Below are 14,577 nucleotides of genomic sequence, written 5' to 3' on the forward strand. Positions count from 1 at the left end.
GCCGCTGCGGTCACCGCAGCGGCCGGCGGCATGCACTGGCTGGTTTACCCGCTCTTTCAGTCGCTGACCTTTACCGCTTCTCTGTACATCATCATTACCGGCGTGCGCCTGCTGCTGTCAGAAATTGTTCCGGCCTTTCTCGGCATCTCGGAGAAGTTTATTCCTAATGCCAAACCCGCGCTCGACTGCCCGGTCGTCTTTCCCTACGCTCCAACCGCCACGGTTCTCGGATTTATCTCGTCTTTTGTCGGCGGGCTGGTGGTGATGGGTTTGCTGGCGATCCTCGGACAAACCGTCATTATCCCGGTAGCTATTCCCTACTTCTTCATCGGCGCCACCGCTGCGGTATTTGGTAATGCCTCCGGCGGCTGGAAAGGCGCGATTGCCGGAAGCTTCATCACCGGGATCCTGATCGGTATTGGCCCTGCGCTGATTTACCCGATTATGGAGTCCGTCGGTCTTTCAGGCACCAGCTTCCCGGAAACTGACTTCGTTGCCCTGGGTCTGGTCGTGTACTACATCGGTAAAATGCTGCCCTAAGAAGGAAAGAACATGAACATTGATGAACTGAAATCCCATGCGCTTGCCGCTCGCCGCGAGATAGTCACCATGATTTACGAATCCGGGATTGGCCATCCGGGCGGGGCATTGTCGATAATCGACATTCTTACCTGGCTCTATTATCAGGAAGTCGATCTGCAAGCCTCCCCGCGCTCGCGCGTGGTGATGAGTAAAGGCCACGCCGTCGCCGCGCAGTACGCCATGCTCTATCAAAAAGGAAAGATCGATCGCAGCGAGTTCCATACGTTCCGGCAGATCAACTCGCGCCTGCAGGGACACCCAAGCATTAAATCACTACCGGAGGTCGATGCCACAACCGGTCTGCTGGGTCAGGGGCTGTCGATTGCTTTTGGTATGGCGGCCGCCAAAAAGCGGCGCAACGATCCGCACCGGGTCTTTGCCATCGTTGGCGATGGCGAAATGCATGAAGGCCAAATCTGGGAAACCTTACAGCAGGCTGGTCACATGAAAATGGATAATCTGGTCGCCATCTTCGATTACAACGGCTTCTCTTCCCACGACCCCGTTAATGAAGTCGTTAATCTCGAGCCGCTGGCGGACAAAATCCGCAGCTTTGGCTGGCATGTACTGGAGCTGCACGATGGCAATGATATGCATCAGGTTGCCGATACCCTGATGCTATCCCGCCATCTGAAAGGCAAGCCGGTCGCCATCGTGGCGCACACGACGAAAGGTTCCGGCGTCAGCTATATGGAAAACAACGGCGACTGGCACTCAAAAACCCCGAGCAAAGAACAATTTCAGCAGGCAATGGAGGAGTTACAGTGATGAAAGCACCCCGTGATGAGATCGGTAAGGCCCTGATTGCGCTAAAAGAAAAAGGCTATCCCGTCGTTGTTATCGACAGTGATTTAGCCAGCTCTACCCGTACTGACCAGTTTCAGGCCATCTATCCTGAGGCCTTTTTCGAAATGGGCATTGCGGAAGGCTCCGCCATGAGTTTCGCGGTCGGCCAGGCGCTGGAAGGCTTTATGCCCTTCTATGTTAACTTTGCCATGTTCGTCACCGGCACCGCCTGGACCCAGCTGCGGCAGGCCTGCTACGCCAAAGCCAATATAAAACTCGTCGGTAGCCATCCCGGTATGGATGATGGACCTGACGGCGCTTCTCATCATGCGCTGGAGGACTTAGCGCTGACCCGCGTCCTTCCGGGATTAACCATCCTGACGCCAGCAGATGCGGAAGAAATCACCGAGGCCTTCGAGCAGGCGGCAAAAATAAAGGGGCCCGTTTATATCCGCGTTGCCCGCGAACCGATGCCGGTTCGCGACAAAAGCGTCGTGCCGCGGGTGAGCGATATCGCCGCCATCGCCGACAGCGGCAATGATTTTGCGATTCTTTTTGAAGGGACGGTTCTGGAGCAGGCCACCGAGGGTTATGAAAAGTTGGTCGCCAGCGGCAAAAAGGGCAAGCTGATTCACGTCGCAACCCTTAAGCCCTTTAATCAGCAAGAATTTTATCGGCTGGTTAATGATTGCCCACTTATCGCTACGCTTGAAAATCATACCGTCAACGGCGGCCTCGGTGGGCTGATCGCGGAAACCCTGGCGCAAAAGGCGCATCCGGCGCGCCTTACGCGGTTGGGAACGCAGGATACATTTACCGAATCGGGTAACAGCAGACAGCTAAAAGCGAAATACGGCATTTCGGGAGAAGCGCTGTTTAATGCTCTACGCTAACCACCAGGCGAGCCGGTCAGATGGCGGTCGGCTCGCGCATAAAAGGAATGTGTATGGAAGAGACGCTGTTTTCCGCCTGTCAGTTCACCAGCCACTGCCTGAACTGGCGCAGCGCTGTTCAGCTCGCCTGCCGCCCGCTAGAGCAACAGGGGAAAATTACCGCCGGGTATGCCGGTGCGATTATCCACGCCACAGAGCAGGATGGCCCCTGGTATATACTGAGCCCGGGATTTGCGCTACCGCATGCGCGTCCGGAAGCGGGCGTGCTGAGCAAAAACAGCGCGCTTTCGCTGCTTTGCTGTAGCGAAGCCGTTGATTTTCCCGATCATCCCGGAATTCGGCTGATAGTCATACTGGCGGCGGCAGATAGCGAACAGCATATTCAGACGATCCAGCGGTTAGTCTGCTGGCTGGATGAAGGGGAGAGACTTCAGCGATTCAGCGCGGTGCAAAGCCAGACCGAGTTTGCCGCGCTTCTTGCTTCGCATTAAACCATAGCCAGGGCGTGCCCTGGCTATGTTTTGCATAAATCATGCGTGCGCCACCGGCGTAGGATGGTGGCCCGCTTTGCGCAGCAGCGTCAGCAGATAGATGAATGACACGCTGGCGATCATGATAAACAGCAGATTATCAGAGAAATTCTGCATCAGCATCGCGGTAAGGGTCGGCCCAAGCAGGCTACCCACGGTATAGCTCATTAATAGCGCCTGGTTCATCGCCACCAGCTGATGACGCTCCACTTTTTCACAGGCCCAGGCCATAGCCACCGGATAGAGCGTAAAGCCGGATGCCCCCAGCACGAACAGCGCCGGCGCCATTGCGGCCTGGCTTAACATTGCCAGACAGCCGAGGATCACCACAAATACCTGAACGCGCAGGACCAGCAGACGCCCGTAGCGATCGGCAAGACGGCCAATCGGCCACTGCCCAACGATACCCGCGCTCACCATTACCGCCATCCAGAAGCCAATGCCGGAATCGCTAACGCCCTGGTGGTTAAGCCATAGCGGCATCAGGCCATACAGCGAACCGAGAACGATGCCGGAAATAATGCAGCCGTTGACCCCATGGCGGGCCTGACGCAGCCGTAGCATTGGCCAGATACGCGCCGGTTCATGCGGTTCATCGGCCTGAGTCGCCACGCGAGCAAACAGCAGCGGCAGGATGGCCGCCAGAGCCAGCGCCGTCACCCACGGCAGAACGCTCATCAGATCCGTCGGCAGTTTGCTGACCATTAGCTGGCCCAGTACCGTGCCGACATAATAAATCATCATATAGGCCGCCAGCAGTCGACCCCGGCTCCGCGAAGTGCCGCTACAGACCAGCGCGCTCTCAACCACCACCCAAATCATCGCGCAGCCGACGCCGGCGATAAAACGCCAGCTGAACCAGCTCCAGAAGCCAATAGTGATACCAAGACCCACGCAGCCCACGGCAAAAATAACCGATGCCAGGTAATAGCTGCGGTTAAAACCCAGGCGCTTAATTACCCATCCGGCGAGCAACGTTCCCACCAGATTACCGGTAAAATAGGACGACCCCACCATTCCAACCTGCCAGGTCGGCATATTTTCATGGGCGAGCCAAAGCGGGACGAGCGTATTTAAAACCGCTATCGCCAGAGTCAACAGAAGCAGGCCACTGAGCAGCATTTGCACTGGCCGGGTGTAGATGGTCATGGATATAAACCGTGATGGAGTTCAGATTTCGTGCGCATCATGCCACTGCTGAAAACATTGTCAATCTACCTGAAATCAGGCCTGACGCGGTTTGCGGGGGAACGATTGAAGTTTTTTATCCAGCGGATCGTCAACAGAATAGTTATTTATATTATTCCATTGTTTTTATTAATTTATTAAAAAAAAGCGGTGGGAATATCAGTAGAAATATTTCATGAATCGACCGCACTTTTTATCGCGCCAGAAATCATAATTCTGGCGCGATAAAGGACGATTAGCTGGCGATTGCCATCCCGACGGTCATATGCAGGCCATAGAAGACGCCGCGGCCGATCGCTTCGCCAACCAGCACCAGCGCAAATGCCAGCCCCAGAAGCGGCAATGCGGGCTGATAGCCTTTGAGCTGCGGAGCAATCCAGCATACCAGCGCCAGCACCAGAGCCACCACGCGCCACGCCATCAGCGAACCATAGTTCGGCACCAGCGCCGAGGCCTGCTGGATAGAGCTATGGATTGTTGTCAGCTCCTGACCCTGCATCAGCACCACGGTCACGCTCACCACCAGCGCCAGCAGAGTCACCGTCGGCAGCAGGCGCATCGCCCAACCGTTGACGTCCGCAAAGCGCAGCAGCAGATATCCCAGCAGCGGACCGCCGATAAACATCGTCAGGAAGAAGCTCAGTGGCGTCCAGACCGTGTACCAGGTGGGCACCGTATCGATGGTGTTATAGACGCGGACCATCATCCAGACAAAGATTATCCCGAGCACCATGGTAATAAGCAGCCAGAGGTGACGCAGTCCCGCGGGTAGCTTATTCACCACCGCCAGCAGCCAGCCAATGCCGCCGACGGCAAAGAACAGCGCACCGCTGGCGATTTCGTTGCTGAGCGATGAAGCCCCCACGCGATTAAGCGAGTTAAAAGCGCGCATCGGCGACCCAAGATGCAGAGTCGAGGCAATAAAACCTACGCCCATCAGCACCCACAGGCCAAACATACTTCGCACCACGCGCTGCTGCTGTTCACGCGTTAAATCGCCCTTTATTAGCGCCAGAGCCAGTACAATAAATCCGCCCACGACGCACTGACCCAAGACCGTGAAAATAATCAGCGGCCATTCATGCCATCCACTCCCCATCTCACACCTCCTTCGGGTTAGCCAGGTAGCCGGTGGTATCTCCACACGGTCGGCTGTTGGCATTAGGTTTAATCACAATGCTCGGCTTAGTGAAATGCGCCGAAGGCAGCGGCGCGACGGCAGCCAGCTGACCGTGTTTTTTACGCAGCTCTTCAATCGGGCCGAAATCCAAGGCGCGCAGCGGGCAAGATTCCACGCAAATCGGTTTTTTGCCGTCGGCTACGCGCTCGTGGCAGCCATCGCATTTGGTCATATGGCCTTTTGTCGCATTGTACTGCGGTGCGCCGTACGGGCAGGCCATATGACAGTAGCGACAGCCGATACAGACATCTTCATCGACGACGACAAAGCCATCTTCACGCTTGTGCATCGCTCCGCTAGGGCAAACTTTAGTGCAGGCAGGATCCTCACAATGGTTGCAGGCGATAGAGAGGTAATAGGCAAAGACATTTTGCTGCCATACCCCATTATCCTCCTGCCAGTCGCCGCCGGCGTATTCGTAGATACGACGGAAGCTGACTTCCGGCGTAAGGTTTTTATAGTCTTTACAAGCCAGTTCGCAGGTTTTGCAACCGGTGCAACGGGCGGAATCAATAAAAAAACCATATTGAGTTGTCATCGGTTACTCCTTACAGCTTTTCAACCTGGACGAGGTTGGTATGCGATGGATTGCCTTTCGCCAGCGGCGACGGGCGTTGGGTGGTCAGCACGTTGATGCTGCCAGCCTGATCCACGCGGCCTGCGTCCGGGTTATACCAGGCCCCCTCACCCAGCGCGACCACGCCAGGTATCATTCTCGGGGTCACTTTGGCTTCGATATGGACTTCACCACGATCGTTAAAGATGCGGATCCGATCGCCATTAGCGATGCCGCGCTTCTGCGCATCCAGCGGGTTGATCCACATCTCCTGACGGCAAGCCGCTTTCAGCACGTCAACGTTGCCGTAGGTGGAGTGCGTACGGGCTTTATAGTGAAAACCGGTGAGCTGCAGCGGATACTTTTCAGCCAGCGGATCGTCATAGTTTTCAAACCCAGGGCTGTAGATCGGTAGCGGGTCGATGACATCCTGTTCTTTAAGCTCCCAGGTCGCCGCAATTTCCGCCAGCTGCGCAGAGTAAATTTCAATTTTCCCTGACGGCGTCGTTAACGGATTGGCGGCGGGATCTTCACGGAAGGCTTTATAGGCAACGTGGTGACCTTCCGGATCGCGCTGCTTGAAGATTCCCTGCTTGCGGAATTCATCAAACGGCAGCAGTGCCGGGATCGCTTTACGGGATTGCTCATAGAGATGACGCAGCCACTCTTCCTGCGTGCGACCTTCGGTGAAGCGTTGCTCAACGCCCATGCGCTTCGCCAGTTCGCTGGTCATTTCATAAATGGTTTTGCACTCAAAGCGCGGCTTGATGGCCTGGTCGGCAAAAATCACGTAGGACATGTTGCCGCAGGAAGCATCCAGCGCAAAATCCATCTGCTCCGAGGCCGTACAGTCCGGCAGCAGAATATCGGCATATTTTGCTGAGGAGGTCATATGGCAATCAATGACCACAATCATTTCGCACTTCTTGTCATCCTGCAGGATGTCATGGGTACGGTTGATTTCTGAGTGCTGGTTGATAAGACAGTTACCAGCATAGTTCCAGACCATTTTGATAGGGACGTCAAGCTTATCTTTGCCGCGCACGCCGTCGCGCAGCGCGGTCATTTCCGTACCGCGCTCAATCGCATCGGTCCACATAAACATGGAAATACTGGTTTCCACAGGATTATCCAGCGTCGGCATGCGTTCAAAAGGCAGGGAGTAAGAACCTTCACGCGCGCCGGTGTTGCCGCCGTTAATCCCGACGTTACCGGTTAAGATCGCCAGCATTGAAATTGCACGGGATACCAGCTCACCGTTGGCATGACGCTGCGGGCCCCAGCCCTGAGAAATATAGGCAGGTTTAGCGCTGGCGATTTCGCGCGCCAGCTGCACGATACGCGCCTGGGGAATGCCGGTAATCGTCGCCGCCCAGTCAGGGGTCTTCGCGATACCGTCTTTGCCCTGACCGAGAATATAGGCCTTATAGTGGCCATTGGCTGGCGCTCCTTCCGGCAGCGTTTTCTCGTCATAGCCTACGCAGTACTTATCGAGGAAAGGTTGATCAACGAGGTCTTCCGTAATCATCACCCACGCCAGCGCGGAGACCAGCGCGGCGTCGGTTCCCGGGCGAATCGGGATCCACTCGTCTTCGCGTCCGGCACCGGTGTCGGTATAGCGTGGATCGATAATAATCAGCCTGGCGTTGGATTTCTCCCGCGCCTGTTCCAGGTAATAGGTTACCCCGCCGCCGCTCATTCGGGTTTCCCCGGGGTTGTTGCCAAACAATACGACCAGCTTACTGTTTTCGATATCCGACGGGCTATTGCCATCGGCCCAGCCACCGTAGGTGTAGTTCAGGCCAGCGGCGATTTGCGCGGTGGAGTAGTCGCCATAATGGTTGAGATAGCCGCCGCAGCAGTTCATCAGGCGGGCAATCAGGGTTTTTCCCGGTGGCCATGAGCGAGTCAAAGTTCCGCCGAGGGTACCCGTTCCATAGTTCAGATAGATAGACTCATTACCGTACTCTTTTATCAGGCGCTGCATATTGCTGGCGATAGTATCAAATGCTTCTTCCCAGCTGATGCGCTCGAATTTGCCCTCGCCGCGCTTGCCCACGCGCTTCATCGGATATTTCAGGCGGTCCGGGTTGTAGACGCGTCGACGCATCGAGCGGCCACGCAGACAGGCGCGAACCTGATGCAGGCCGTCGTAGCTATCATCGCCGGTATTGTCTGTTTCAACATATTTGATCTCACCATCGACCACATGCATCCGCAGCGGACAGCGGCTACCGCAGTTAACCGTACAGGCGCTCCAGGTAACGGTTTCGCTGGTGGGACTCAGGCTATCCGCAGCGTGGGCAATGCGCGTGAAGGGTAAGGTAAAAGCGCTGCTGGCCATTGCCAGCCCGCCAATCGCCGTGGTTTTCATTAAACCACGCCGGCTCACCTCGGCAGCCAGTAAAGCATCGGGGGTTTTGGTTTTCATAGATACTCGCTTTGGTTGCTCACAATTAACTTAAAGCCGCTATATAGTTTTATATATAACGAAATTAGACTTTATTAGTTTTTTATGCTGGTTAATCCAAAGGGAGTATCTGCGTATTCGCGAAGTCGATTATTGCCCGGTATCAAGAAGGGGGTAAAAAAAAAGCGCCCGCAGGCGCTTTTGAGAAAAGAGTCGAAAAATCAGCCGATAAATTCAAGGCCGCGCATATACGGACGCAGCACTTCCGGAATTTCAATGCGGCCATCCGCCTGCTGATAGTTTTCCATCACCGCGACCAGCGTACGCCCAACCGCCAGGCCAGAACCGTTCAGCGTGTGTACGAGGCGAGTTTTCTTGTCAGACTTGCTGCGGCAGCGCGCCTGCATACGACGCGCCTGGAAATCCCACACGTTGGAGCAGGAAGAGATTTCACGATAGGTATTCTGCGCCGGTACCCACACTTCCAGATCGTAGGTTTTGCACGCGCTGAAGCCCATGTCGCCAGTGCACAGAGCCACTTTACGATACGGCAGACCCAGCAGCTGCAGCACTTTCTCGGCGTGACCGGTCATCTCTTCCAGCGCGACCATGGAATCTTCCGGACGCACAATCTGCACCATCTCAACTTTGTCGAACTGGTGCATGCGGATCAGACCACGGGTATCACGGCCGTAAGAGCCCGCCTCAGAGCGGAAGCACGGCGTATGGGCGGTCATTTTGATCGGCAGATCGTCTTCATCAATGATTTCATCGCGAACCAGGTTGGTCAGCGGGACTTCCGCCGTTGGGATCAGCGCATAGTTGCTGCTGTCGGCTTCTTCTTCCAGCGGACGGGTATGGAACAGGTCGCCGGCAAATTTTGGTAGCTGACCAGTGCCGTACAGCGTGTCCTGGTTAACCAGATACGGAACATAGTTTTCGCTGTAACCGTGCTGTTCAGTATGCAGATCCAGCATAAACTGCGCCAGCGCGCGGTGCAGGCGTGCCAGCTGGCCCTTCATGACCACAAAGCGAGAACCGGTCAGCTTCACGGCGGCGGCAAAATCCAGCCCTCCGTGCATTTCGCCCAGCGTGACGTGATCGCGAATGTCAAAATCGAACTCGCGCGGGGTTCCCCAGCGGCTGACTTCAACGTTATCGTTTTCATCGCGACCGGCCGGTACGTCATCATGCGGGATGTTTGGAATAGCCAGCGCAATATCGCGGATTTCCGCCAGCAGCGCGTCCAGCTCGGTCTTAGCGGCATCAAGCTGCTCACCGAGCTTGTTCACTTCCAGGCGTAATGGCTCAATATCTTCCCCGCGCGCTTTCGCCTGGCCAATGGATTTCGATCGGGAGTTACGCTCCGCCTGCAGGTTTTCAGTTTGAACCTGCAGAACTTTACGACGCTCTTCCAGAGCGCGAAGTTTATCTACATCCAGCTTAAAGCCCCGGCGTGCCAGTTTTTCTGCGACTGCGTCTGGCTCGGTACGCAGCAGATTGGGATCGAGCATGCTTATCCTGTGCTTATCGAATTAATAAAGAAAAATGGCCGCAGAGCGCGACCACGGAAATAGTGTGACAACCTTACCGCAACGCCTCAATTATCGGTAGCGTTTTATCGGGCTATTTTGATCCTGTTCGGTTAACCAGGCGAGCTTTTCGCCTATTTTGCCCTCCAGCCCCCGGTTTGTCGGCTGATAATAGCGAGTTTGCGCCATTTCCTCCGGGAAGTACTGCTCTCCGGCGGCATAAGCATTAGGTTCATCATGTGCATAGCGGTACGCCTGCCCGTAGCCCATCTCTTTCATCAGCTTCGTGGGGGCATTGCGCAAATGCACCGGGACGTCGTAATCGGGACGTTCGCGCGCGTCGGCCATTGCCGCTTTAAAGGCGGTGTAAACAGCGTTGCTTTTGGGCGCACAGGCAAGATAAACAATGGCCTGAGCAATGGCGCGTTCACCTTCCGCCGGTCCGACGCGGGTAAAGCAGTCCCAGGCGGAGATCGCAACCTGCATCGCGCGCGGATCGGCATTGCCTACATCTTCAGAGGCAATCGCCAGGCAGCGGCGGGCAACGTAGAGGGGATCGCCGCCGGCGGTAATAATCCGCGCGTACCAGTAGAGGGCGGCATCCGGCGCGCTTCCGCGGACCGATTTATGCAGCGCGGAGATTAAATCGTAAAAGCGATCGCCTTTGTTGTCGAAACGCGCGCTGCGCTCGCCGGCAATTTCGGTCAGCAGTTCAACCTGCAACACGCGATTGCCGGAGGCGTCGGTTTCAGCCATATCGGCCATCATTTCCAGCGTATTCAGCGCCCGGCGCGCATCACCGTTGACAAGGTCAGCGATGGCCTTGCGCGTCTCGTCCGGTAGTACAATATTTTGCCCACCGTAGCCGCGCGTTTTGTCGCTCATGGCCTGATTAAGAACCTGTTCGATATCGTCGCTGGTCAGCGACTTCAGCAGATAGACGCGCGCGCGGGATAGCAGTGCAGAATTGAGTTCAAAGGAAGGGTTTTCCGTCGTCGCGCCGATAAAGGTGATAGTTCCATCTTCGATATGCGGCAAAAAGGCATCCTGCTGGCTTTTATTAAACCGATGGACCTCATCGACAAACAGGATCGTGCGGCGACCCGCATTGCGGTTTTGACGCGCGCGTTCAATGGCCTCGCGGATCTCTTTCACTCCGGAGGTAACCGCTGAAATACGTTCAACATCGGCGCTGGCGTAGCGCGCAATGACCTCAGCGAGGGTGGTTTTTCCCGTCCCCGGCGGCCCCCAGAGGATCATCGAGTGCAGGTGCCCGGCTTCAATCGCCCTCGGTAAGGGTTTACCCGGCGCCAGCAGGTGCTGCTGGCCAATGTACTGCGCTAAATTTTCTGGCCGCATACGGGCGGCCAGAGGTTGAAACGCGTTATCGGAAAAATCGAGCGACAGGTTGCTCACGTTCGCCTCTATTTACGTTGATCGTCCACCGTAACCCCTTGCGGCGGCGTAAAGGTGAACTTAGATGCATCCACGGCACCATTTTGTTGCGATTTCAGCTGATAGCTGCTGCGTTGATCGTCCTGTTCCACGGCGCTGAATTGATGAATCGTACCGTCACGACCCACATTGATGGTGAACTGCTTAAGATTACCGCTGCCGTTTTTCGGAGTCAGAACAAAATCGTCACCGTTCTGCTTAATGTTGTAGTTTTGCCAGTCGCTGGCCTGATTACGGGCAATCAGCATAAACGGCGTATTGCTGGTCGCGTCTTTTAACCAGGTGGCGGTGGCCTGCTCAACAAACGGATTGTAAAACCATAGCGTTTTGCCATCAGAAACCAGCACGCTTTCATCTGGCTGAGTCATGTGCCAGTTGAACAGATTTGGCCGCTTGACCCAGAGATCACCCTGCCCGTCCTGAACGGCATTACCGCTGCCGTCGGTGACCTTCTGCGTAAAACTGGAGTGGAAGCTGCTCACTTTATCAAGGCGGCTTTTTAAATCGCTGGCGGCATCCGCCCATACCTGGCTGACAACCAGACCGGACAGTAATGCACAGGTGATTGCGAGTTTTTTCATTATCATTCCTTTATGTGCGTCACTCCCGACGCGGGAGCCTCTTCTGCCAAATTTAGACCCGCTAACGGCGGCTAAACAGCAGAAAAGGCTGATTTTCACTTATTTACCCAGCTTAGCGGTTACTCGAAGGGCGGCGGAGCCAGCACTTCACGGTTACCGTTATGACCCTGCTCGCTCACAATACCCTGGGCTTCCATTTGCTCAATAATACGCGCGGCGCGGTTATAGCCAATGCGGAACTGACGCTGTACCCCAGAAATGGAGGCTTTGCGTTTTTCCGTCACAAAATTCACGGCCTGATCGAATAGCGGATCGAGCTCTTCCCCGCCATCGTAGCCACCGCCGCCGCCTTCGCTTTCGCTGTCGGAGGTGATGCCATCGACATACTGCGGACGACCGCGCGCTTTCCAGTCCTGAACGACAGCGTGAACTTCCTCGTCGCGCACAAAAGCGCCGTGCACGCGCACCGGAATCGTCGAGTTAGGCGCGGAGTAGAGCATATCGCCCATCCCCAGCAGAGATTCCGCACCGCCCTGATCGAGGATGGTACGCGAGTCAATTTTACTCGAGACGGTAAAGGCGATACGCGTCGGGATGTTGGCTTTGATGAGGCCGGTAATCACGTCAACCGAAGGGCGCTGAGTTGCCAGCACCAGGTGGATACCCGCGGCGCGCGCTTTCTGCGCCAGACGGGCGATCAGCTCTTCCACTTTCTTACCAACGGTCATCATCAGGTCGGCAAATTCATCGACCAGCACCACGATATAAGGCTCTTTTTTCAGTACCGGATGGGTTGCATCCATACTGTCGCCAGGCTTCCAGTACGGATCCGGAATTGGCCGTCCCATACGCGCGGCTTCGGCAATTTTCTCGTTGTAACCCGCCAGATTACGCACGCCCAGCGCAGACATCAGCTTATACCGACGCTCCATCTCGTTAACGCTCCAGCGCAAAGCGTTGGCGGCGTCTTTCATATCCGTCACCACCTCGGTCAACAGATGCGGTATGCCTTCATAAACCGACAGCTCGAGCATTTTCGGGTCAATCATGATGAATTTCACATCTTCCGGCTGCGCTTTGTAAAGCATGCTCAGGATCATGGCGTTGACCCCAACAGACTTACCGGAACCGGTAGTACCAGCCACCAGCAGGTGCGGCATCTTCGCCAGGTCGGCGGTTACGGGTTCGCCCGCGATGTCTTTGCCGAGGACCACGGTGAGCGGTGAAGGATTGTCGCGGAATTTCGCGTTATCCAGCACTTCGCGCAGGTAAACGGTTTGCCGTTTTTTATTAGGCAGCTCCAGGCCAACGTAAGGCTTACCCGGAATAACTTCGACTACGCGCACCGCCGCTGTGGACAGGGAACGGGCCAAATCTCGCGACAGGTTGGAAATACGCGCTGCTTTCACGCCCGGCGCCAGGTTAAGCTCAAAGCGAGTGATTACCGGGCCCGGTGAGTAGTTCACCACGTCGGCTTTAATGCGGAAATCGGCCAGACGAGCTTCAACCAGGCGCGCCATCTGCTCAAGCGCAAAGGTATCAATCGGCTCAACTTCAGCCGGGGGCGGCGTAAGCAGGTCAAGAGACGGCAGCAGCGTCGTCGGCTTCTGCAACGGGCGACTGTCGCCATTGCGCATCAACAACGGATGAATGAGACTCTCCTGCGGCTGTGGGGCCGGCTGCTGCGGGGCGTGCCCCTGAGAAGCATGCTGCTGCGGATAGCTGCCAGCAGCCTGCTGCGGCATCTGCGGATGTTGAGCCGGCTGATGCTGCGCGGATTGATAAGCCTGGTGCTGCACATTTTGCGGTTGCTGAGGGGCGTGCTGATGCGGCATCGGCTGCGGCACGGGCTGCGAATGCTGGACCGGCTGCTGATACTGCGGAGCAGGCTGCTGCACTTCCGGCAATGGCGTGAAGACAGGCTCGCTCGGCGCATCGTCAACTAACGTTTTCATTGGCGAGAATTCATAGTCAGCCGCAGAGAACGGATGCGATCCCGGCGGCTGCTCGCTTGCGTAGCGCTGTTGTTGAGATGCGGCAAACTGACGAGCCAGCTCGGCTTCAGCAGCGGAATCGTCATCTGCCGTTTCATCTTCGGCAGCGTAGCTATCACCATAGCGCTGATTTTGCGCAGCGGCGAACTGACGCGCCAGCTCTCCCTGCTCGAGCTCTGCAACTTCCTCGTCAGACAGCGAATCATCATAGTGCTGATGCTCAGCCTGACGCGCGCGCTCTTCGGCTAACCGCTGCGAAGGCAGCTTGATCCCGTAGGAGGCAAGTTCCCGGCGGGTGGGAACCCGAACGCGATTTGGACGAGGCAATTTCGGGCCAATGCCTTCTTTTACCTGCGCGCGAGGACCGCCCGAAGCCGGGCTAAATAACGGCGCAGCGCCGGATGCGGCAGAAGCGGTTGAGGCCGCGGCGGCGCTAGCTGCAGCCGCACCCGTTGCCTGATGGACCCCGGCCGCCAGTGCGCTCACGGCGGCAACATCTCCCGCCGGTGAAGACGGAGGCGTGATGGGTTTTGTCGCCACCGGACTGACGGGTTCAGGAATCGGCTGATACCAGGCGGCAAGCTGCTCGCGTTCACGCGCGCGTTTCTCTTCTACTTCTTCAAAGTAATACATCGGCGGACGCTGAGGCTTCACCTCCTCTTGCGGAGGCTTCACCTCCTCTTGCGGAGGCTCAGGCTCAACGGGGGCAGCATAGGGATCGGGCTGGTGCACTGGCGCCTGTTCCGGCTGGTACGCATGCTGCGGCTGCGAGAACGGTTCCGGCTGATAAGCTGGCTGCTGCACCGGAGCCTGCTCCGGATGGTACGCATGCTGTGGCTGTGCGATCGGCTCCGGATGATAAGCTGGCTGCTGCACCGGAGCCTGTTCCG

The 14,577-nt window shown here is 56.4% G+C and carries 13 protein-coding genes; 5 read left to right on the plus strand and 8 right to left on the minus strand.

Going from position 1 to position 14,577, the window contains the following annotated elements; genetic code table 11:
- The 4 genes from HMPREF3178_RS08440 to HMPREF3178_RS08455 all read left to right on the plus strand — a co-directional run.
- The coding region (locus tag HMPREF3178_RS08440; RefSeq protein ID WP_323807550.1) for a PTS transporter subunit IIC at positions 1–540 on the plus strand (540 nt) is incomplete at its 5' end.
- A gap of 12 nt (positions 541–552) precedes the next feature.
- The gene (locus HMPREF3178_RS08445; protein ID WP_016808068.1) at positions 553–1,350 is read left to right on the plus strand and encodes a transketolase; all 798 of its coding nucleotides are present in this window, start codon (positions 553–555) and stop codon (positions 1,348–1,350) included.
- Positions 1,350–2,261: a transketolase family protein gene (locus HMPREF3178_RS08450; protein ID WP_017146202.1), complete on the plus strand. Its 912-nt coding sequence runs from the start codon at positions 1,350–1,352 to the stop codon at positions 2,259–2,261. Before HMPREF3178_RS08445 ends, HMPREF3178_RS08450 begins: the two co-directional genes overlap by 1 nt.
- A 53-nt stretch (positions 2,262–2,314) precedes the next feature.
- Positions 2,315–2,752 carry a PTS sugar transporter subunit IIA gene (locus HMPREF3178_RS08455; protein ID WP_004100664.1) on the plus strand — a complete coding sequence of 146 codons (438 nt, stop codon included), beginning with the start codon at positions 2,315–2,317 and terminating at the stop codon, positions 2,750–2,752.
- A 39-nt stretch (positions 2,753–2,791) separates the two neighbouring features.
- Here the strand turns inward: HMPREF3178_RS08455 and HMPREF3178_RS08460 are convergent, their stop codons facing one another.
- On the minus strand, positions 2,792–3,940 hold the full coding sequence (locus HMPREF3178_RS08460) for an MFS transporter (RefSeq protein ID WP_017146203.1): 1,149 nt from the start codon (positions 3,938–3,940) through the stop codon (positions 2,792–2,794).
- 11 nt (positions 3,941–3,951) lie between these two features.
- On the opposite strand from HMPREF3178_RS08460, the gene HMPREF3178_RS30825 reads away from it, so the two are divergent.
- The gene (locus tag HMPREF3178_RS30825; RefSeq protein ID WP_123830269.1) at positions 3,952–4,158 is read left to right on the plus strand and encodes a hypothetical protein; all 207 of its coding nucleotides are present in this window, start codon (positions 3,952–3,954) and stop codon (positions 4,156–4,158) included.
- A 56-nt stretch (positions 4,159–4,214) separates the two neighbouring features.
- Here HMPREF3178_RS30825 and HMPREF3178_RS08465 read toward each other — a convergent pair whose 3' ends face one another.
- From HMPREF3178_RS08465 to ftsK, 7 genes are all read right to left on the minus strand, one after another.
- Positions 4,215–5,078, minus strand: a complete 864-nt coding sequence (locus HMPREF3178_RS08465) for a dimethyl sulfoxide reductase anchor subunit family protein (protein WP_017146204.1) — start codon at positions 5,076–5,078, stop codon at positions 4,215–4,217.
- A 1-nt stretch (position 5,079) separates the two neighbouring features.
- Positions 5,080–5,697 (minus strand): DMSO/selenate family reductase complex B subunit, encoded by a 618-nt coding sequence (locus tag HMPREF3178_RS08470; protein ID WP_004111868.1) that lies wholly within the window; start codon positions 5,695–5,697, stop codon positions 5,080–5,082.
- A 10-nt stretch (positions 5,698–5,707) separates the two neighbouring features.
- Entirely contained in the window at positions 5,708–8,146 is a 2,439-nt protein-coding gene (gene dmsA, locus HMPREF3178_RS08475) for a dimethylsulfoxide reductase subunit A (RefSeq protein WP_017146205.1), read from the minus strand.
- 200 nt (positions 8,147–8,346) lie between these two features.
- The gene (gene serS, locus HMPREF3178_RS08480) at positions 8,347–9,639 is read right to left on the minus strand and encodes a serine--tRNA ligase (protein ID WP_004100649.1); all 1,293 of its coding nucleotides are present in this window, start codon (positions 9,637–9,639) and stop codon (positions 8,347–8,349) included.
- 90 nt (positions 9,640–9,729) lie between these two features.
- Entirely contained in the window at positions 9,730–11,073 is a 1,344-nt protein-coding gene (gene rarA / locus HMPREF3178_RS08485) for a replication-associated recombination protein RarA (RefSeq protein WP_004100647.1), read from the minus strand.
- Positions 11,074–11,081: 8 nt separating this feature from the next.
- Positions 11,082–11,693, minus strand: a complete 612-nt coding sequence (gene lolA, locus HMPREF3178_RS08490) for an outer membrane lipoprotein periplasmic chaperone LolA (RefSeq protein ID WP_004100642.1) — start codon at positions 11,691–11,693, stop codon at positions 11,082–11,084.
- 119 nt (positions 11,694–11,812) lie between these two features.
- Positions 11,813–14,577, minus strand: a 2,765-nt coding sequence (gene ftsK / locus HMPREF3178_RS08495; protein WP_228705127.1) for a DNA translocase FtsK, incomplete at its 5' end; no start/stop codon positions are given.

Source organism: Klebsiella sp. HMSC09D12 (genome assembly GCF_001808475.1).
GTDB lineage: Bacteria > Pseudomonadota > Gammaproteobacteria > Enterobacterales > Enterobacteriaceae > Klebsiella > Klebsiella oxytoca.